Raw genomic sequence first — 19,085 nt, 5'->3', positions numbered from 1 at the left:
TCAGTTACTAGTTCAACGATTCAACGGGTTCGCACCACCATGACGATGGATGACAAGCTCAAGCCGCTGCGTCAGCAGATCGATGCAATCGATACGCAGATTCTTGCTCTGCTGAACCAGCGTGCGCGTGTTGCACAGGAAGTCGGTCACGTCAAAGCGGAAACCAATGCACCGGTATTCCGTCCGGAGCGTGAAGCGCAAGTCTTGCGTAGTGTGGCCGAACGCAATCCGGGACCGATGCTGTCGCCGGATGTGCAAACGGTCTTTCGCGAAATCATGTCCGCCTGTCGCGCGCTCGAAAAGCGTGTGACGGTGGCTTATCTTGGCCCGGCAGGTACGTTCAGCGAACAAGCGGTTTATCAGCAATTTGGTCAGGCAGTCGATGGCATGCCGTGCGCATCCATTGATGAGGTTTTTCGCGCTACCGAGGCTGGCACTGCAGATTTCGGCGTCGTGCCGATTGAAAACTCATCGGAAGGCGTCATTAATCGTACGCTCGATTTGTTGTTGCAGACCACGATGATCATCAGTGGCGAAGTGTCACTGGCGGTCAACCACAGTTTGATGACGCGTGTCGGTAGCATGGATGGAGTGCGCGTGATCTGTGCTCATTCGCAGGCGCTTGCGCAATGTCAACTCTGGCTCAATCAAAATCACCCCGGTATCGAGCGACGTGCCGTTGCTTCCAACGCCGAGGCGGCGCGCATGGCAAGTGAAGATCCGACCGTTGCTGCCATTGCGAGTGAGATTGCCGGGCAAAAATACAATCTGCAGATCGTGAAGGCACATGTGCAGGATGATCCGCATAACCGCACACGCTTCGCTGTGATCGGTCGTCTGGTAACGGCTGCCAGTGGCAAGGATCAGACCTCGCTGGTGTTGTCGGTGCCGAACAAGGCAGGTGCCGTACATAACCTGCTTGCGCCACTCGCCAAACATGGTGTGTCGATGACGCGTTTTGAATCGCGGCCGGCGCGCATGGGCAAGTGGGAATACTATTTTTATGTCGATGTCGAAGGACATCAGATGGATAGCAAGGTTGCCGATGCACTGGCAGAGTTGAAAGACAACGCTGCCTTCTTCAAGGTACTGGGCTCTTATCCATCCAGCTTGTAAGCGGCAAGGGTGAGCTAGTCGCCTGAGCGAAATCATCAAAATACGGCACGTGTTCTGTGTGCCTGCATCCGGAAAAACTCTTATGTCGCATCCTCTCGGCCCTGACTACATTCGCGCGATCGCACCTTATCAAGGTGGCAAACCTATTGCCGAAGTCGCGCGTGAATTCGGTCTTGATGAGGCAAAGATCGTCAAGCTGGCTTCCAACGAAAACCCTTTGGGCATGCCGGAGTCGGCACGCAAGGCAATGGCTGGCGTGGCGGACGGCGGGCGCTATCCGGATGGCAATGGATTTGAACTGAAAGCAGCGCTCACCGAGAAGTACGGCGTGCCCGCCGAATGGATTACGTTAGGTAACGGCAGCAACGATATCCTGGAGTTGGCAGCACGTGCATTTGTACAAACCGGTCAATCCGTGGTGTATGCGGAATACTCGTTTGCCGTTTATCCGCTTGCTACGCAAGCGGTGGGCGCGCGCGCGCTGGTAGTGCGGGCAAAAGACTATGGCCATGATCTGGATGCCATGCTGGCAGCGATCGAGGACGATACGCGTCTGATCTTTATCGCCAATCCAAACAATCCGACTGGCACCTTCATTCCGGGTGAACAGGTCGAGGCTTTTCTGAAGAAGGTGCCGGCGCATATTGTGGTCGTGCTGGATGAGGCCTATACCGAATTTCTGAGTGCCGAGCAGCAATACGATTCGATTGCATGGGTGGCAAAGTACCCTAATCTGCTGGTGTCACGTTCCATGTCCAAGGTCTATGGTCTGGCCGGGCTACGGATCGGTTACGGAATTGCGCAGGCCGGCATTACGGATTTGCTCAACCGCATTCGTCAGCCATTTAACGTCAATGCCTTTGCGCAGGCCGCAGCGATTGCCGCATTGCGCGATACCGACTTTGTCGCGCGTAGCGCAACATTGAATGCCGCCGGCTATCGTCAGTTCACGACAGCTTTCGACGAAATGGGACTGCAGTATGTGCCATCGTCCGGCAATTTTGTGTTGGTTAAGGTCGGTGAGGATGCAGGTGCAGGCGCGCGCGTCAATCTGGCATTGCTCAAGCAGGGCATAATCGTGCGTCCCGTTGGCAACTATGGCTTGCCGCAGTGGATTCGTATTTCGATTGGCCTCGAGCAGGAAAACACCTTGTGTATCGCTGCTTTGAAAAAAGCATTGGTTTGATCGGTCGCCGGATTGCCCCTGAAAAAGAACGGATAGCCCTGTGTTGAATAAAATCGTCATCTTTGGCGTCGGCCTGATAGGCGGATCGTTTGCCAGTGCCTTGCGCAAGGCCGGCGCGGTAGGAGAGATTGTCGGTGTAGGGCGCAGTACAGCATCCTTGCAGCGTGCGAAAGAACTGGGACTGATTGATCGCATTGCGACCTCGGTCGAAGACGCGATGCGCAACGCTGATCTGGTGTTGCTGGCGGCACCGGTTGCGCAGACGCACGCGATTCTCTCCCGTATTCAGCCCTGTCTGGAATCACAAACAGTCATCACCGATGCAGGCAGTATCAAGGGTGAAGTCATTGCGGCGGCTGAGCGTGCATTGGGCGCACAGATTGCCCAGTTTGTGCCTGGTCATCCGATCGCCGGCAGGGAAACGACCGGCCCTGAAGCGGCCATTCCTGATTTATACGTCGGTAAGAAGGTGGTGCTGACGCCGCTGCCACAAAACAGTCAAGAGCAGTTGGCACGCGTGACGCAAGCGTGGCAACTGTGCGGGGCCAATGTTCATATGTTGAGTGCGCAGGAGCATGACACGGTATTTGCGGCCGTCAGTCATTTGCCGCATCTGCTGGCATTTGCGTTAGTGGATGAATGTGCCAGGCGCGATAACGCGGATACCTTGTTCAATTACGCTGCCAGCGGTTTTCGCGATTTCACACGCATTGCCGGTTCCTCGCCAGAAATGTGGCGCGACATTGCCCTGACAAACAAGGCAGCGATTCTTGGGGAACTGGATACCTATCTGCAGCAGATCACGGCGTTGCGTGCCATGCTGGCAGCCAGCGACGGCCCTGCGTTGGAAGCGATGTTTGCCAACGCACAGAATGCGCGTCACGCATGGTTGCAAAATATAGAAAAAGCGGAAGCTCAACCTGAACAGGATCGCGACGCATGAAACATTATCCGCATCATCTGGATCTGCAACCGGCGATGCATGCCAAAGGCACGGTACGTCTGCCGGGCTCCAAAAGCATTTCCAATCGCACCCTGCTGCTGGCAGCGCTGGGCGAGGGAACGACACACATCAAGGATTTGCTAGCGTCTGATGATACGCATGTCATGCTGATGGCATTGCAAAAGCTTGGCGTCAAATGGGAACAGATTGGCGAGTCGCAAGACTACATCGTGCATGGCATTAATGGTGTCTTGCCGATTCATCAGGCTGATCTGTTCATGGGAAACGCCGGCACGGCGATTCGTCCACTGACAGCGGCGCTGGCGGTACTCGGCGGTGATTACACCTTGCACGGCGTGTCGCGCATGCATGAGCGTCCGATTGGCGATCTGGTCGATGCGCTCAACAGTATCGGCGCGCGTATCGGTTACACAGGTGAGCCTGGCTTTCCTCCGCTGCATATTCAACGCGGTTTGCTGCGGAGTGAACGCATCAAGGTACGTGGCAATGTATCTAGCCAGTTTTTAACTTCACTACTGATGGCAGCGCCGTTGATGGCGCGTGAGCATGATGTGGTGATCGATGTGATTGACGAACTGATCTCCAAGCCCTACATTGAAATTACGCTCAATCTGATGCGCCGTTTTGGTGTCGAAGTCGTGCGCGACGGCTGGCAGTCTTTCACCGTCAAGACCGGTCAGCGTTATCGCAGCCCTGGTGTCATTCATGTCGAAGGTGACGCATCTTCGGCCTCCTACTTCCTTGCAGCAGGTGCGATCGCTGGAGGTCCTGTGCGTGTCGAGGGCGTAGGCAAAGACAGTATTCAGGGCGATGTCCGTTTTGTTGAATCGCTGCAGCAAATGGGTGCGACCATCACGATGGGCGACAACTGGATCGAAGCGACATCGAACGGTGCCTTGACGGCGATTGATGCTGATTTCAATCACATTCCGGATGCAGCCATGACGATCGCAGTTGCGGCGTTGTACGCGGAAGGTCCGAGCACCTTGCGCAATATCGGCAGCTGGCGCGTCAAGGAAACCGATCGTCTCAGTGCCATGGCGATCGAATTACGCAAGGTTGGTGCGCTGGTCGAGGAGGGCGAGGATTACCTGAAGGTGACGCCACCGACAGAAATCAAGACAGCCGCCATCGATACCTATGATGATCACCGCATGGCCATGTGCTTTTCTCTGGCAACGCTGGATGGCACGGCGCGTCGCGGCAACAAAATGCGTATCAATGATCCGCAATGCGTGGCCAAGACATTCCCTGATTATTTCGAGGCATTTGCCAAGATTACCGAAGATAGCCTGTTTTGATGGATGCCGAGCACGCGCTGGAATGGCTTGTGCTCGGTAACAAATGTCCCGTTCTTCCCCGCACACCATGACTTCTATCGACGCAATTCCTGTTATTACGATTGATGGACCAACCGCTTCTGGCAAGGGCACTGTTGCCCAGCGGGTGGCGACTGCCTTGCATTTTCATTATCTGGATTCGGGAGCCTTGTACCGGCTGACGGCCTTGTCTGCCCTGAGCCACAAGGTGTCGCTGGATGACGAAGCCGCGCTGGTGGAGGTCGCATCACGGTTAAAACCGACGTTTCAGGCAGACGACGTGTTTCTGAATGGCGACAATGTCTCTTTGGCAATTCGGGCCGAAGAAGTTGGTAATGCGGCATCGAAAATTGCCGCGTTACCTGCGGTTCGTCAGGCGCTGGTCGAGTTGCAGTTGCGTTTTCGCGAGGCGCCAGGCTTGCTGGCGGATGGACGCGATATGGGCACCGTAATTTTCCCGAATGCTTGTCTAAAAGTATTTTTGACCGCGAGCGCCGAGGCGCGTGCGGAAAGACGATATAAGCAATTGATTGGCAAGGGATTTTCTGCTAATATGCACGACCTTTTGAAAGATTTGAACGAACGGGACGCGCGTGATGCTAATCGTGCCGTTGCGCCGCTCAAGCCAGCAGAGGGGGCGTATTTGCTGGATACCTCCAATCTGACCGTCGATCAGGCGGTTGAACAGGTGCTTGGCTGGTACGCTGCCGTATCGCAGTCTGCTTGAAAAATGTCGTAGAAGTACCCGGTGTCTGTACTGGCGCAAAGTCAGGCAGATGTTGAAAAACCTAACCCTAGATTTAGCCGATCATGCTTGTGTCCTGAGTAGATCGAAAACGCAAATCCAGGTCAATCTCCTCTAATTATGTCTACTGCTGTTACCCAAGAAAACTCCGTTGGTATGGAAAGTTTTGCCGCTCTTTTTGAAGAATCGCTGTCGCGTCAAGACATGCGTTCGGGCGAAGTTATTTCGGCTGAAGTCGTTCGTATCGACCACAACTTTGTGATCGTCAACGCTGGCCTGAAATCTGAAGCCTTCATTCCTATCGAGGAATTCAAGAACGACAATGGCGAACTCGAAGTCAACGTCGGCGACTACATTTCGGTCGCAATCGAATCGCTCGAAAACGGTTTCGGCGATACCATCCTGTCGCGTGATAAAGCCAAGCGTCTGGCATCGTGGCTCTCGCTCGAAAAAGCGATGGAATCCGGTGAGATCGTTACCGGCACCGTCAATGGCAAAGTCAAAGGCGGTCTGACCGTTCTGACCAATGGTATCCGTGCGTTCCTGCCAGGTTCGCTGGTCGATACGCGTCCAGTCAAGGACACGACCCCGTTCGAAGGCAAAACCCTCGAATTCAAAGTCATCAAGCTCGATCGCAAACGTAACAACGTCGTGTTGTCGCGTCGTGCTGTCATCGAAGCGTCGATGGGTGAAGAACGTCAGAAACTGATGGAAACCCTGAAAGAAGGCACCATCGTCAACGGCGTCGTCAAAAACATCACCGACTACGGCGCGTTCGTGGATCTGGGTGGTATCGATGGTCTGTTGCACATCACCGATCTGGCATGGCGTCGTGTGCGTCACCCATCGGAAGTGCTCACCGTTGGTCAAGAGATCACTGCCAAGGTTCTCAAGTACGATCAAGAGAAAAACCGTGTTTCGCTGGGCGTCAAACAACTGGGCGACGATCCATGGACCGGTCTGTCGCGTCGTTACCCGCAAAACACCCGCCTGTTCGGTAAAGTTACCAACCTCACCGACTACGGCGCGTTCGTTGAAGTCGAACAGGGTATCGAAGGTCTGGTCCACGTTTCCGAAATGGACTGGACCAACAAGAACGTGGCACCAAACAAAGTCGTTCAACTGGGCGATGAAGTGGAAGTCATGGTTCTGGAAATCGACGAAGAACGTCGTCGTATCAGCCTGGGCATGAAACAGTGCAAGGCCAACCCTTGGGATGACTTCGCAGTCAACCACAAGAAAGGTGACAAAGTCCGCGGCGCGATCAAATCGATCACCGACTTCGGCGTGTTCATCGGTCTGGCTGGCAACATCGACGGTCTGGTTCACTTGTCCGATCTGTCCTGGACGGAAGCTGGCGAAGAAGCGGTTCGCAAGTTCAAGAAAGGTGACGAGCTGGAAGCCATCGTGTTGGCAATCGACGTGGAACGTGAACGCGTTTCGCTCGGCGTCAAGCAACTGGAAGGTGACCCATTCAACAACTTCGCTGCAATGAACGACAAAGGCGCACTGGTTACCGGTACAGTCAAGTCGGTCGAGCCTAAAGGCGCAGTGATCCAGTTGTCCGAAGAAGTCGAAGGCTATCTGCGTGCTTCCGAAATCTCCCGCGATCGCGTGGAAGATGCCGGTACGCATCTGAAAGTCGGCGACACCGTCGAAGCAATGGTCATCAATGTCGATCGCAAAGCGCGCAGCATCCAGCTGTCGATCAAGGCGAAAGACAATGTTGAAACCCAGGAAGCAATGCAAAAGATGTCGGCTGATGCCAATGCAGCTTCGGGTACGACCAGCCTCGGCGCACTGCTCAAGGCTAAGCTCGACAACAAGAACTAAGTTCATCGTCAATGACAAAGTCGGAGCTGATTGCCCGTCTGGCAGAGCGTTATCCGCAACTGGTAGCAAAGGATGCGGATTACGCGGTCAAGACCATTCTCGATGCCATGTCTGACGCCTTGGCGACAGGGCAGCGCATCGAGATTCGCGGGTTCGGCAGTTTTGCGCTGAACAGCCGTCCACCCCGCATCGGCCGCAATCCGAAGTCGGGCGACAAAGTGATGGTGCCGGAAAAGCGGGTACCGCATTTCAAGCCTGGCAAGCAATTGCGCGAACGGGTGGATGCGATGGTTGGTCAACCAATCATTGAAGACTGAGTTGTTTGCAATGAAATAATGAACGGCATCTTCGGATGCCGTTTTTTTTCACGTACAATTTCGACACGTATCCGGTGCCGTCAATGCACGATGAACGAGCGGTCAGACATGAAAGAAAATAGCCAATGAAAATTTTGTTCAGAATTCTTGCGGTCATTCTTTTCGTCATCTTTTTCGGATTTGCCCTTAAGAATACGCAAGAGGTGGCACTGCAATTTTTCATGGGATATGAGTTGCGCGGTCCGCTGGTATTGCTCTTGCTCGGTTTCTTCGCATGCGGTGCTGTACTTGGCGTGCTGGCGATGGCCCCCACTGTTTTTCGCTACCGTCGCGAAGCGGCAAGACTCAAGAAAACCATCACGACGATTGAACAGAACGTACAGGCCGATGCGCTGGCCAGAACACAACCGCCACAACCGGATGGTGTAACGCATTACTGATGGCATGGACGCCATTGCTTACTTGACTGAAGACATTGCATGGAATTTGAAACCTGGTGGTTACTAGCCATCCCCGCCTTTTTTACACTGGGCTGGATCGCTGCGCGTATCGATATCAAACAGCTTGTGTCGGAGTCGCGCACGTTGCCGCGCGGGTACTTCAAGGGTTTGAATTTTCTGCTGAACGAGCAGCCAGACAAGGCGATTGATGCCTTCATCGAGATCGTCAAGCTCGATCCTGAAACGACGGAATTGCATTTTGCTTTAGGCAATCTGTTTCGCCGTCGCGGTGAGATCGAACGCGCCATTCGTGTACACCAAAATCTCCTGTCCCGTCCCGATTTGCCACAGGACCAGAAAGTGCATGCTCAGTATGAGCTTGGTCAGGATTATCTGAATGCGGGTCTGCTGGATCGTGCCGAAGAGACCTTTAATCAACTGGTTGATACGCAATATGGTGCGCAGGCACGTCGTGCCTTGCTGGAAATCTACCAACGCGAAAAAGAATGGCATCGTGCAATCGAAGCGGCACAGGCACTGCAGGAGTCCGGTGCGGGTGGCAGACAGACGGAGATTGCACAGTTCTATTGTGAACTTGCCCAGGATGAGCTGGTGCGCAGTGATGTGGCAGCGGCCATTGGTTTGCTGGATAAGGCGCTGAGTGTGGACCGTACCAATGTGCGCGCCACCATCATGATGGGCGATGCCTTGCTCGCCAAGGGTGAAACCGAAGCCGCCTTGCAAACATGGAGAAGGGTGGAGCAACAGAGCGTGCCGCATGTGGCTCTGGTCGCACAGCGCATTATGGATGGCTACCATGCGGTAGGCCGTCCGCAGGAAGGCGTCAAACTGCTCCGATTCTATCTTGGGGAAGCATCATCGATCGATTTGCTGGAGGTAGTTTTCAAGGCCGTGCTGGAACTTGATGGTGTGGACGCCGCTAATAAGATGGTCAGTGACGAACTGCGGCGTACACCAACCTTGCTCGGACTGGATAAATTGCTGGAAGCCCGTTTGATGGACGCGCCACCAGCGATGCATTCCGAACTGCTGATGGTGAAAAATCTGGTGCAAGGCTATACGCAAAAACTGGCGCGTTATCAGTGCAGTCACTGCGGATTCAAGGCGCGGCAGTACTACTGGCAATGCCCCGGATGCAGTAAATGGGAAACCTATCCACCGCGTCGTACCGAAGAACTGAATGTGATGAATTGATCATCTTTCATTGCTAAAATACCCATAAATGTGGGAGTGCAATGCTTCCTGTCCCCCGGTTATAGTGCGAACGAATTTTTGGGAAATGCAGAAATTCGTTTCATATACCGATTGAGCTTCAATCCAAACCAAGGGGGTTAAGTATGTTGAAGAAACTGTTGCTGACATTGGCCGGTATGCTGGTTGCCATGAATATGGCATTTGCAGCCGTTGACGTGAACAAGGCGGATCAGGCTGCACTCGATAGCATCAAAGGCATTGGCCCTGCATTGTCGAGCGCGATTCTGGAAGAGCGCAAGAAAGGCAATTTCAAGGATTGGAACGATCTGCAAACGCGGGTTAAAGGTATCGGCGACAAGAGCTCCGAGAAATTTTCAGATGCTGGCCTGACGGTCAATGGTGCATCCAAGCCCGGCGCCAAGGGGGCAAAGAAAGAGGTGGTGGCACCTCAGGCTAAAAAGGATGAAGCAAAGAAATAGTCCCGAGTCGTTAAAAAAAGCATCCATGAAGAGCTCTGCCTGGCAGGGCTTTTTTTATGTCGAACCGGAATTTGAATGGTCGTACAGAGAACGCCGACGTCGATTAGAATGTCTGCTTTACGCAATCAAGACAAACGATTCCCCGCCATGCAATACCTGACTATTGAAGACACCATCGGCAACACGCCGCTGGTACAGCTCAAACGCCTGAACGGTGAAGAAACATCCCGCCGTAACAACATCATTCTCGGCAAGCTCGAAGGCAATAATCCCGCCGGTTCGGTCAAGGACCGCCCAGCCTTGTCCATGATCAAGCATGCCGAAGCACGTGGCGATATCAAGCCGGGCGATACCCTGATCGAGGCGACCAGCGGCAATACGGGCATTGCACTGGCAATGGCTGCAGCCATGCGCGGCTACAAGATGATTTTGCTGATGCCGGAGAATCTGAGTGAGGAACGTCGTCAGGCCATGGCGGCCTATGGTGCGCGCATCGTGCTGACACCAAAAACCGGCGGCATGGAGTATGCGCGCGATCTGGCAGAGCAGATGCAGAAAAACGGTGAAGGCATCATTCTTGATCAGTTTGCCAATCCGGACAATCCGCGTGCACATTACGAGACGACGGGTCCCGAGATCTGGCGTGATACGGGCGGTACGATTACCCATTTCATCAGCGCAATGGGTACAACCGGCACGATTATCGGCGTTTCTCAATACTTGAAAGAGAAAAATCCGGATATCAAGATTATCGGTGTACAGCCTGACGAAGGATCGTCAATTCCAGGTATTCGTAAATGGCCGGAAGCTTATTTGCCGAAAATTTACGATGCCAGCAAGATCGACCAACTGGAATACGTCAGTCAGTCAGTCGCAGAACAAATGGCCAGAAGACTGGCAATTGAAGAAGGGATTTTTTGCGGGATTTCTGCGGCGGGTGCCTGTGAGGTCGCACTGCGCATTTCCCAAACTGTAGAAAATGCCACGATCGCATTTATTGTCTGCGATCGCGGCGATCGTTATCTATCAACCGGTGTATTTCCCGCCTAAGCGGTTACCGGTTCAAAATTAGTTATTCTGAAACTGAGGTTCCTGTTGGTTTTCAATAGGATCCTTCGGTTTGAACTGCTTGTCGCTGATACGGAATTTGTCTCGGCGATCACCCATCAAAATCCGCAGATCACGAATACTCAGATCGCTGACTTCATGCATGCGAATGAGCAGTGATGCCCCCACAGGCAAGCGACGGTGACGAATCTTGCTGATTACTGGCGGCGCTACTTCCAGTGCACGTGACAGGGCAGCGTCGTTTTTCAAATGCAGTTTTTCAATCAACGAATCAAGCAGATGGTTCGGATCGTAATTGACTTGATCGGCTAATCGGTTACTTGTGGTGTGAGTATCCATAGTAGTCATATCTTCTCAGTTAGAAATTAAAGGGAACGGAGCGAAAAATCTTGCTTCAATTCATCACTAGTAAAAATTGGAGTCTTGTCACTAAGTAAAGTTGCAAAAATTACTTAGTTTTTTAACATGATTAAAACATTAACTCTCTGAAACCAATATAGCAATACGTTACTAAAAAACAATCTTGCTTTATTTGCTTTTTATAACGATTTTGAGCTCTTTTTACACGTTGAAGTTCCATGGTGCAAACTTTTCATTGTAAAAATTGCATATTAGCAACTTTATCGCGCTACGTGTTGGTACTTACCTAATTTATGGGGGATTTGGCTGGCTGCAAGACATGCCACCTTTATTTTTGTTGATTGACAGCAGAAAACAGTTGCTGCCAGCCATGGACGCCAAGTGCTTCCATGATGGCGATGTTTTTCTCAAAAATGCTTTCCGGTTCAGGAAACGCACTGACGGCGCGATCGATGCTGCTTTCACGCAATAGATGCAGGATGGGATAAGGCGCACGATTTGTAAAGTTTGCAATGTCATCACGATCTGTATCCGCGAACTGATAATCGGGATGAAAGCTGGCAATCTGTATTTCGCCGCGCAAACCGCTGATGTCGATTTGCATATCGGCCACGTCCAGAAAATCGTTGTAATCGAAAAAATCATGCAGCATGTGCGGCACGATCAAAAGCGTCGTGTCGATTTCTTCGGCATCACTTTCTTTTAATAATTGCAGCTCTTTCTCAAATTCCAGTGCCAGTGCATCGGTATCGCGCGATGTGCTCACCACATAGCGGATCTGATTCTTGACGTAGACCGATTTGGCAAACGGGCAGAGATTTAAACCAATGACAGCGCGTTCCAGCCATACCTTGATGGCGGTCATCACGTCCTCATTGTTCGGGTTTGCGGGTGCGGAGCATGCGGTATTCATGTGCCCATTGTAAGGCCATGTGGTGCGGTGATCGCGTTGCGCATAACAATCGCGACGCATCCCCATAGATGCGCTATGCTGGCGGCCGCATTCATTCTTCCACCGATCATGGCACTCAAATCCACTATTTTCAAAGCTGATCTGCAGGTCGCAGACATGGATCGTCATTACTACGATAGTCACGGCTTGACGATCGCAAGACATCCGTCAGAAACAGACGAGCGCATGATGATGCGTATTCTGGCGTTTGCGTTGCACGCCGATCCGGCGCTGACCTTTGGTAAAGGCCTCAGTGCAGATGACGAGCCGGATCTATGGCAAAAGGATTTGACTGGTGCCGTTGATCTGTGGATCGAGGTTGGCCAGCCAGACGAGAAACGCATCATGAAGGCTTGCGGTCGTGCGGCGCGCGTCGTGGTCTACAGTTACAGCCCGACCAGTCATATCTGGTGGTCACAGACGACAGCACGGGTTGATCGTGCCAAGAATCTGGAGGTCTATCAGCTGCCATCCGAAACCAGTCAGGCGCTTGCTTTATTGGCGCAGCGGACCATGCAGGTGCAGTGCACGATTCAGGATGCACAGGCATGGATCACGGCAGGTGATGCGTCAATCGGCATCAATCTGACGACATTAAAGGGGCCAACAGAAGGACGTTGAATTCATATCCTAAACTGGCGCGCTTTGCGCATCATGGATTGCGTGCGGCGCGCAAGGCTTTGCTCAAGTCATTGACCGACATGGCATAGAAAAAGCTGCGGTTGTACTGGGTGATCGCAAAGAAATTCGCTGCGCCCAGCCAGTATTCGGTGGGCGCTTCCCCATTTTGCAAATCAACCAGCCCGAACGGCATGCCAGTCGGCAGCGGCTGTGTTGGCGTCACGCCGGCAGAACGCAGTTCCTGCTGACTGAATTTGGCTTCAAGCGGCTGGTTGATAAAACGTTGCCATTCCTGGTTTCTGCTATCGACCTTGGCTGGAAAGACGATAGGCTCGCCGGGTTTCCAGCCATGTTCGATCAGGAAGTGGGCCACGCTACCGATTGCATCCACCGGTGAGTTGCGCAAGTCGATGTGACCGTCACCATCGAAATCCACCGCATAGTTGCGAATACTGCCCGGCATGAACTGCGGCCAGCCGATTGCACCAGCATAAGAACCTAGCAAAGAAAACGGATCGATCTTTTCGTCACGTGCAAACAGCAGGGTATTTTCCAGTTCGCCGCGGAAGTACGCCATGCGTGCAACGCGATTTGGGGTATCCGGATACGAAAATGCCAACGTCGTGATCGCATCCATCACGCGGAAGTTGCCGGTGTTGCGACCGTACACGGTTTCCACGCCAATAATGGCGACAATGATTTCTGCGGGCACACCATACTGCTTTTCCGCACGTTGCAGTGCACCAGCGTATTTGTTCCAGAAGGCGACGCCGGCTTTGATACGGACGGGCTCGACAAAGCGGGCGCGGTAGGCGACCCAGTTCTTGGGTTTGCCCGGCGGCGCCGGCTTCATCAACTGGATGGCGCGATCGACATAGTGCGTCTTGTTGAGGGTTGCCTGCAACGCCTTGCGATCGAAGCCGTGTTTTTTCACCATTTCATCGATGAAGATATCCACCTCGCGCCACTGTGCAAACTGGGCAAATTCATCACCCTGAACCGGCGTGACGCTTGTGGACGGTGCGCTGCCAGTCTGGCTGGAAGAAGGGAGTGCTTTCTCGGCAGCCGTTTTTCTGGTTGCCTCGCTTGTTGACGAGCAGGATGCGAGGACTAGCAGGGATGAGAGAGTGACAAGCGAAACAAGCGGGCGGGCAATGTGGGAAAGGATCATCGAATTTGTTTAAGTAAGGCGTGCAGTGTTGAGCGTGTGACCAGCCGTTCAGATGTTTGGTTTCGAGCGTAGCGATATTCTTCGTAACGCGACAAAAATTGTTGCGCGATATGTCTTGTGTGAGCCGACAATGCATCGGTCTGCTGCAATCGGCTGCCATACGCACGCGGCCCTTCATGGTTGAGGCGCGCAAAACCTTGTCGAGCGAGACGTTTGCAGAACGTCACATAGAGGGCATCGATCGGATCCACACGCGGGCGATGCATCAGCAATATGCTTGCGACCATTGCCATTACCACGCCACCACAAATCATCATCAGCAACAGCAGTTTTTGCCAGTTGATGGTACCGAAGCCGAGCGCGCCGAGCAAATCCTTTTGCTGATCCGGCGTGTAATTCAGCACCCATTGATTCCAGCTATTGTTGATTGCTTCCCACCGGAAACGCATTTTATGTAGCCAAGAGTTCGGGCCGATATTGAAATTGACCAATCCACCCAGCACAGGTGCTGAACCCGTGGTGTCTGCGGTGCTGCGATCAATGCGTTCAGGAGCGACAGCTGCCGTCGGATCGACACGCACCCAGCCGCGATCCTTGAGCCATACCTCGGCCCAGGCATGGGCATCGGATTGCCGTACGGTCATGTAGCCATCAACCGGATTGATTTCGCCACCTTGATAGCCTGTGACCACGCGCGCGGGAATTTGCATCGCACGCATCAGCACCACAAATGCGCTGGCGTAGTGTTCGCAAAAACCGGCACGTGTCGTGAACAGAAAGTTGTCGACGGTATCGCCTTCCAGCAAGGGCGGTTGCAAGGTGTACTGAAATGCTTGTCGGCGAAACATGCCGAGCACGGCATCAATGCGTGCCGCATCCGTCGCATGGTCATCGACGATACGGTGAGCGAGTGCGATCGCGCGAGGATGATAGCCGGTTGGCAAAGACAGCCAGTCACGCAGGCTGTCGGCCGGGGCATCTGCCTGCAATGCAGAGGCTGGATGCGAGGTGACCTCATAACGAATGCGTTCCGTGATCGGACGTGCTGCCATCAGCTGAATATCGGGTGTCATACGCACCCGATTGCCGTTGAGTTGCGGCACAGATGCCGGTCGCTCCAGTGCAAATAGCCACGGCTGTCGATTGGGTTCCTGTGTAATCTGGTAAGTAAAGCCAGGGCCGTCAGGACGATATGTGACAGATTCGCCGGTGCGACGACCTTGTGTGGCATCGCGTTGCCAAGTGCGCCCGTCGTACAGTCCCATTACCAATGCACGCCAGTACAAAGCATTGTGCGGCGGCAGCTTGTTGTCATTGAATCGCACGCGAAAGGCGACCTCTTTCGATAAGGCCAGTTGAGAGATGTTGCCGGGCGACATGGTGCTGGATAACCCGCTGCGGGCACTTTCCTGATTGCCTGGCATGGCCCAAAGCGGTCCCTGGATGCGTGGAAAAAGCAGAAAGAGAACAATCGTCAGCGGTATCGCCAGTGCAACGATCATGGTACCCAGCCGCAACCGTTTGCCCAGAGAAGGTACGGCATTGGTATATTGAAACGACATTTGCGCTGTCAGCAGTAGCACGATACTGACAATTGTCATCAGAGCAGTGCCGATCGATTGCGACACAAAGAAATGTGTCATCAGCAGGAAGAAAGCAAGAAAGGTCACAACAAACAAGTCGCGACTGGCGCGCATCTCCAATAACTTGAACGTCAGTAGCAATACCAGCGTGGCAACGCCTGCTTCCTGTCCAAGATACGTACGAAAATCGAGATAAATCCCACCCATTGCCAGCAAGGCAATCGGCAGCAACAGCCAGCGCGATGGCATGCGGTTGCCATGAAAGGTAATCCATCCGCGCCACAGGATCATGATGATGCAGGTGGCGGTGATCCATGAGGGCAGATAGAAACTGTATGGAAGCAGCACCAGCGCGCAGGAGAACAGCAGAAGCAGGGTATCTGCCTTGTCGCGTGACATGGGACGACTGCGGCGATGTCGCAGTTTGTGCCAGGCGATCGTGATGCTGTTCATGCGGCGCGCTCATATAGAGCCAGCGCTTGCAAGCAGGCGGAAAAATGTGCGGGACCGGATGCGGAAGGCAGGTGTGTTGTTCCCAATGTGAATGCATAAGGCAAGCCTTGGGCCTCGGCCATCAGTACCCAGCGCGTCATGCGTGCGAGCTTTTGTTCCGTGTCCAGATTTTGGATTCGACTGTAATCGAGAACAAGACGTACGCTTGCTCCGCCTTCAAACTGTTTCGTCACCAGTGCGCCACTTGCACTGCGCGCGATCTGTCGCCAGGCCATGTGGCGTATGGAATCGCCGGCTTGGTAGGCACGGATGCCGGCAAAATCGTCTTGCCCTGCAAGACCATGACCCATCTCGGTTCCACCGGTATGTAAGGGCAATGCCGGTTCCCCCGCTTCCGGGGCAGGATAGACAAGGACCTGCGCGGCGGGTTGCCAGTAACTCCATGCGCGCAACAAGCCAAGGGGGAACGTTGTGTGCAGACGGATCGGCGGAGCCGGCAGCCATCCACGTTGCGTCGTGCTGATGCCGAGACTGACCGTGACTGAACCATCAGCCGGAACATCGGCCAGTTGCGGCTGTGCAGGTGTGCCCGTATCAATGAAGGTCAGATGCAAGGCATAGCGCCCATACTTGCGCTGATTGCGCAGATGCAGGCTGAACTGGGCAATCTCTCCGGCAAAGACGGCCTGTGTGCGTCCGGGCGACAGGTAAAGATGTGCCAGATTGCGAAAGGTCAGATGCATGTCGATGACGGCGCATCCGGCCAGCAAAAAGGTCAGGGCAAAACCAAGACTCAGACTGTAGTTGATCGAGCAGAGAAACAGTACGATCAGCATGACGCCAAACATCAGACCGGCACGTGTCGGCACAATAAAGACGCGACGCTGCTTGAGAAAAACTTCACCTTCTTCTGCTTCGCGGAGCTTGAACATATACGTTCGTGCCAGGCGACTGAGTTGCGTAAGAAATGATCCAGGAAGTAGACGCATGGTACGGGAAGCAGCAATGCGAATTCACACGGGAACAGAATGCATCATCTGCAAAACGAGGTCGCGACTATTGAGTGCGCTGCCCGATCCGGCCTTGACGACACGCAAACGATGCGCGGCGACCGGCACCAGGACGGCTTGCACATCTTCCGGAATGACATGATTCCGTCCTTCCAGTGCTGCCCAGGCGCGTGCCGCCTGCAGCAGCGCAATCGTGGCGCGAGGACTCAGGCCTTCGGCAAACATGCCATTCTCGCGCGATGCTTGTGCCAGTGCCTGCAAGTAATCGATCAGTGCCGGCGATACATGGATGTTCTTCAATGCCGACTGCGCTGTCGTCAGATCATGTGGTGTCATTTTTGCCGGTAGCGACTTCAGCAGCACGCGACGATCTTCGCCCATCAGCAAGGCACGTTCGGAAGCCGGATCGGGATAGCCGAGCGAAATGCACATCATGAAGCGATCCATCTGTGATTCCGGCAAGGGAAAGGTGCCTAGCTGATGCGTCGGATTTTGCGTGGCGATCACAAAGAATGGCTCTGGCAGATTGCGCGTCACGCCATCGGAAGTGACTTGACGTTCTTCCATCGCTTCCAGCAATGCCGACTGTGCTTTTGGTGTGGCGCGATTGATTTCATCCGCCAGCAGGACCTGCGTGAAGATCGCACCGGGATGAAAGACAAAGCCATTCTTCTCGCGATCAAAGACGGAAATGCCAATCACGTCGGCCGGTAACAGATCGCTCGTAAATTGCTGCCGGTTGAATTGCAGGCCCAGTGAAATAGCCAGTGCATGTGCCAATGTTGTTTTGCCAACACCCGGTACATCTTCAATCAGCAGATGGCCGCCTGCAAGCAGACATACCAGCGCTTGTCGAACCTGTGACTCTTTGCCGACAACGATCTCACCAACCTGTTTTGCAACGTCGTGAACTTTGGAAAACATGCGAACTTCCGTGACAGAGTGAATGAAGTGCAATGCAATGGCAGTGTGCGTGATGCCGACACGCATGCGCGTGCTTGATTCTATGCGAGTTTGACTTGCTGTGAGGGTAGTGGAGCAAGAAGCATGCGCAAGCGGGCTGCTTCAGTTCTTTTTCTGCTTGTAGACGACGATCCAGCAGGCCACCACCGTAAAGGTGGCGACGATGCCCGCCACGATCCAGAACCCGTAAGGCGCTTCTGCCAGCGGTACGCCACCGACATTCATGCCGAGCAGGCCAGCGATGATATTGATGGGGAGCGCCAGCACCGTCATGATGGTCAGCACGAACAGACTGCGACTGTTCTTCTCGTTGATCTGTGCGGCAATTTCTTCCTGCAGTAACTTGATGCGCTCTTGCAGTGAACTCATGTCGTTCAGGACAACCGAAAATTCTTCGGTTGCCTGTCGCAGCTCCTGCACATCACGCTCGTCCATCCAGCGCGGCGGGCGTTGTAACAGGCGGAACAATGCCGCAGGTTCCGGCGCCAGCAGACGCTGCAGTCGCACCAGTACGCGACGTAGCGCTCCGAGATGGCTGCGCTGTTGATTGAGTCTGCCGGCCAGCAGATTGTCTTCGGCACGATCAACACGGATGATGGCATCGCGCACGATGCGTACCAGCACATCACCCTGGTCGTGCAGCAGATGTACCAGCAAAGCGGCAGATGAGTGAATGGCTGCACCTGCCTCGACCGCCTGCCGCAACCGTTCGATGGATTTGAGCGGTGTACGGCGCGCGGTGATCACGACCTTGCGTGTCACGCTGAGCCACAGAGTTGCAATCTCTGCCGAATCCAGTGAGAAGTTATGCAATACATCATTGACCACTGCCACTAGCGTGTCGTCTGCCAGTTCGATACGGGTAGAATGTGAGCCATCGTGCAAGGCAGTATGGAATTCTTCTGCGACATCGGCATGGTCGTGCAGCCACCGCTCCGTTGCGGCGTGGCTCAGGTTGAAATGCAGCCAGACAAACTCAGCTTCGCCGTGCGCGTCTTTTGACTGCAGCCACGCGATGACCTGTTTGGAGTCAAGCAATAACGCATGGGAAGCGCGACCGAACAGAAAGGCCCAGATCATGCCGGACCGGTCGGCACCATAATCAAGAGGCGTGGTCTGATTCATGCGGTGTGAGGCGTGATGGGCGACGGCGGTGTGGTGACGACTTGTCAAGAGGTCCTGGCTAACGCGTCAACGCGCGTAGCGTGGCGCGGCATCAGCAACGCTCTAAATTGGTCGAGACCTTCATCACGCCGGCCCCGTTGGCGCTTTTAACAGGGGGATGATGAT

At 53.9% G+C, this 19,085-nt stretch carries 19 protein-coding genes; 12 read left to right on the top strand and 7 right to left on the bottom strand.

All coding sequences use genetic code 11. From position 1 onward, the window contains the following. Positions 1 to 39 precede the first annotated feature (39 nt). The 11 genes from pheA (at position 40) to cysM (ending at position 10,664) form a co-directional block, all read left to right on the top strand. On the top strand, positions 40 to 1,116 hold the full coding sequence (pheA, locus tag IEV29_RS07145) for a prephenate dehydratase (RefSeq protein ID WP_188380518.1): 1,077 nt from the start codon (positions 40 to 42) through the stop codon (positions 1,114 to 1,116). An 82-nt stretch (positions 1,117 to 1,198) separates the two neighbouring features. Next, on the top strand, positions 1,199 to 2,302 hold the full coding sequence (gene hisC / locus IEV29_RS07140) for a histidinol-phosphate transaminase (RefSeq protein ID WP_188380517.1): 1,104 nt from the start codon (positions 1,199 to 1,201) through the stop codon (positions 2,300 to 2,302). Between the two features lie 40 nt (positions 2,303 to 2,342). Then, positions 2,343 to 3,245 (top strand): prephenate dehydrogenase, encoded by a 903-nt coding sequence (locus IEV29_RS07135; RefSeq protein ID WP_229726273.1) that lies wholly within the window; start codon positions 2,343 to 2,345, stop codon positions 3,243 to 3,245. Next, positions 3,242 to 4,567, top strand: a complete 1,326-nt coding sequence (gene aroA, locus IEV29_RS07130; RefSeq protein ID WP_188380516.1) for a 3-phosphoshikimate 1-carboxyvinyltransferase — start codon at positions 3,242 to 3,244, stop codon at positions 4,565 to 4,567. The genes IEV29_RS07135 and aroA overlap by 4 nt, the downstream gene beginning before the upstream one ends. Before the next feature lie 67 nt (positions 4,568 to 4,634). Beyond that, positions 4,635 to 5,312: a (d)CMP kinase gene (cmk, locus tag IEV29_RS07125; RefSeq protein WP_188380515.1), complete on the top strand. Its 678-nt coding sequence runs from the start codon at positions 4,635 to 4,637 to the stop codon at positions 5,310 to 5,312. Between the two features lie 138 nt (positions 5,313 to 5,450). Continuing rightward, the gene (gene rpsA / locus IEV29_RS07120; protein WP_188380514.1) at positions 5,451 to 7,163 is read left to right on the top strand and encodes a 30S ribosomal protein S1; all 1,713 of its coding nucleotides are present in this window, start codon (positions 5,451 to 5,453) and stop codon (positions 7,161 to 7,163) included. Positions 7,164 to 7,174: 11 nt separating this feature from the next. After that, entirely contained in the window at positions 7,175 to 7,480 is a 306-nt protein-coding gene (locus tag IEV29_RS07115; protein ID WP_011871954.1) for an integration host factor subunit beta, read from the top strand. A gap of 125 nt (positions 7,481 to 7,605) precedes the next feature. Continuing rightward, the gene (locus tag IEV29_RS07110; RefSeq protein WP_188380513.1) at positions 7,606 to 7,920 is read left to right on the top strand and encodes a LapA family protein; all 315 of its coding nucleotides are present in this window, start codon (positions 7,606 to 7,608) and stop codon (positions 7,918 to 7,920) included. Positions 7,921 to 7,959: 39 nt separating this feature from the next. Beyond that, entirely contained in the window at positions 7,960 to 9,135 is a 1,176-nt protein-coding gene (gene lapB / locus IEV29_RS07105; RefSeq protein ID WP_188380512.1) for a lipopolysaccharide assembly protein LapB, read from the top strand. Between the two features lie 143 nt (positions 9,136 to 9,278). Then, positions 9,279 to 9,614, top strand: coding sequence for a ComEA family DNA-binding protein (locus IEV29_RS07100; RefSeq protein ID WP_188380511.1), 336 nt, complete (start codon positions 9,279 to 9,281; stop codon positions 9,612 to 9,614). A 147-nt stretch (positions 9,615 to 9,761) separates the two neighbouring features. Continuing rightward, positions 9,762 to 10,664, top strand: coding sequence for a cysteine synthase CysM (cysM, locus tag IEV29_RS07095; protein WP_188380510.1), 903 nt, complete (start codon positions 9,762 to 9,764; stop codon positions 10,662 to 10,664). Positions 10,665 to 10,682: 18 nt separating this feature from the next. Here the strand turns inward: cysM and IEV29_RS07090 are convergent, their stop codons facing one another. Together IEV29_RS07090 and IEV29_RS07085 are read right to left on the bottom strand one after the other, a co-directional pair. Then, positions 10,683 to 11,030 carry a hypothetical protein gene (locus IEV29_RS07090; protein ID WP_188380509.1) on the bottom strand — a complete coding sequence of 116 codons (348 nt, stop codon included), beginning with the start codon at positions 11,028 to 11,030 and terminating at the stop codon, positions 10,683 to 10,685. Positions 11,031 to 11,370: 340 nt separating this feature from the next. Beyond that, entirely contained in the window at positions 11,371 to 11,907 is a 537-nt protein-coding gene (locus tag IEV29_RS07085; RefSeq protein WP_229726272.1) for a DUF1415 domain-containing protein, read from the bottom strand. A 156-nt stretch (positions 11,908 to 12,063) separates the two neighbouring features. Here IEV29_RS07085 and IEV29_RS07080 point away from each other — a divergent pair, with 156 nt between their 5' ends. Further along, positions 12,064 to 12,615, top strand: a complete 552-nt coding sequence (locus tag IEV29_RS07080) for a YaeQ family protein (protein ID WP_188381112.1) — start codon at positions 12,064 to 12,066, stop codon at positions 12,613 to 12,615. 31 nt (positions 12,616 to 12,646) lie between these two features. Here the strand turns inward: IEV29_RS07080 and mltB are convergent, their stop codons facing one another. The 5 genes from mltB to IEV29_RS07055 all read right to left on the bottom strand — a co-directional run bounded on the left by mltB (position 12,647) and on the right by IEV29_RS07055 (position 18,920). Further along, positions 12,647 to 13,786, bottom strand: a complete 1,140-nt coding sequence (mltB, locus tag IEV29_RS07075; RefSeq protein WP_188380507.1) for a lytic murein transglycosylase B — start codon at positions 13,784 to 13,786, stop codon at positions 12,647 to 12,649. Next, positions 13,783 to 15,822, bottom strand: coding sequence for a transglutaminase TgpA family protein (locus tag IEV29_RS07070; RefSeq protein WP_188380506.1), 2,040 nt, complete (start codon positions 15,820 to 15,822; stop codon positions 13,783 to 13,785). The genes mltB and IEV29_RS07070 overlap by 4 nt, the downstream gene beginning before the upstream one ends. Further along, on the bottom strand, positions 15,819 to 16,754 hold the full coding sequence (locus tag IEV29_RS07065; RefSeq protein WP_229726271.1) for a DUF58 domain-containing protein: 936 nt from the start codon (positions 16,752 to 16,754) through the stop codon (positions 15,819 to 15,821). Before IEV29_RS07065 ends, IEV29_RS07070 begins: the two co-directional genes overlap by 4 nt. Positions 16,755 to 16,835: 81 nt before the next feature. Further along, the gene (locus tag IEV29_RS07060; protein WP_188380504.1) at positions 16,836 to 17,756 is read right to left on the bottom strand and encodes an AAA family ATPase; all 921 of its coding nucleotides are present in this window, start codon (positions 17,754 to 17,756) and stop codon (positions 16,836 to 16,838) included. 141 nt (positions 17,757 to 17,897) lie between these two features. Then, positions 17,898 to 18,920 carry a transporter gene (locus IEV29_RS07055; protein ID WP_188380503.1) on the bottom strand — a complete coding sequence of 341 codons (1,023 nt, stop codon included), beginning with the start codon at positions 18,918 to 18,920 and terminating at the stop codon, positions 17,898 to 17,900. Positions 18,921 to 19,085: the final 165 nt, after the last annotated feature.

This window comes from Oxalicibacterium faecigallinarum (genome assembly GCF_014635705.1).
In the GTDB taxonomy this organism is placed as follows: Bacteria; Pseudomonadota; Gammaproteobacteria; order Burkholderiales; family Burkholderiaceae_D; genus Oxalicibacterium; species Oxalicibacterium faecigallinarum.
The sequence above is the reverse complement of the archived record's forward strand: the minus strand, read 5'-3'. Positions and strand labels throughout refer to the sequence as shown.

What these genes read in the sequence shown, in the direction of transcription:
- pheA (WP_188380518.1), top strand. Translation starts at nt 40, where the DNA reads ATGACGATGGATGACAAGCTCAAGCCGCTGCGTCAGCAGATCGATGCA.
- hisC (WP_188380517.1), top strand. Translation starts at nt 1,199, where the DNA reads ATGTCGCATCCTCTCGGCCCTGACTACATTCGCGCGATCGCACCTTAT.
- aroA (WP_188380516.1), top strand. Translation starts at nt 3,242, where the DNA reads ATGAAACATTATCCGCATCATCTGGATCTGCAACCGGCGATGCATGCC.
- cmk (WP_188380515.1), top strand. Translation starts at nt 4,635, where the DNA reads ATGACTTCTATCGACGCAATTCCTGTTATTACGATTGATGGACCAACC.
- rpsA (WP_188380514.1), top strand. Translation starts at nt 5,451, where the DNA reads ATGTCTACTGCTGTTACCCAAGAAAACTCCGTTGGTATGGAAAGTTTT.
- IEV29_RS07115 (WP_011871954.1), top strand. Translation starts at nt 7,175, where the DNA reads ATGACAAAGTCGGAGCTGATTGCCCGTCTGGCAGAGCGTTATCCGCAA.
- IEV29_RS07110 (WP_188380513.1), top strand. Translation starts at nt 7,606, where the DNA reads ATGAAAATTTTGTTCAGAATTCTTGCGGTCATTCTTTTCGTCATCTTT.
- lapB (WP_188380512.1), top strand. Translation starts at nt 7,960, where the DNA reads ATGGAATTTGAAACCTGGTGGTTACTAGCCATCCCCGCCTTTTTTACA.
- IEV29_RS07100 (WP_188380511.1), top strand. Translation starts at nt 9,279, where the DNA reads ATGTTGAAGAAACTGTTGCTGACATTGGCCGGTATGCTGGTTGCCATG.
- cysM (WP_188380510.1), top strand. Translation starts at nt 9,762, where the DNA reads ATGCAATACCTGACTATTGAAGACACCATCGGCAACACGCCGCTGGTA.
- IEV29_RS07090 (WP_188380509.1), bottom strand. Translation starts at nt 11,030, where the DNA reads ATGACTACTATGGATACTCACACCACAAGTAACCGATTAGCCGATCAA.
- IEV29_RS07085 (WP_229726272.1), bottom strand. Translation starts at nt 11,907, where the DNA reads ATGACCGCCATCAAGGTATGGCTGGAACGCGCTGTCATTGGTTTAAAT.
- IEV29_RS07080 (WP_188381112.1), top strand. Translation starts at nt 12,064, where the DNA reads ATGGCACTCAAATCCACTATTTTCAAAGCTGATCTGCAGGTCGCAGAC.
- mltB (WP_188380507.1), bottom strand. Translation starts at nt 13,786, where the DNA reads ATGATCCTTTCCCACATTGCCCGCCCGCTTGTTTCGCTTGTCACTCTC.
- IEV29_RS07070 (WP_188380506.1), bottom strand. Translation starts at nt 15,822, where the DNA reads ATGAACAGCATCACGATCGCCTGGCACAAACTGCGACATCGCCGCAGT.
- IEV29_RS07065 (WP_229726271.1), bottom strand. Translation starts at nt 16,754, where the DNA reads ATGTTCAAGCTCCGCGAAGCAGAAGAAGGTGAAGTTTTTCTCAAGCAG.
- IEV29_RS07060 (WP_188380504.1), bottom strand. Translation starts at nt 17,756, where the DNA reads ATGTTTTCCAAAGTTCACGACGTTGCAAAACAGGTTGGTGAGATCGTT.
- IEV29_RS07055 (WP_188380503.1), bottom strand. Translation starts at nt 18,920, where the DNA reads ATGAATCAGACCACGCCTCTTGATTATGGTGCCGACCGGTCCGGCATG.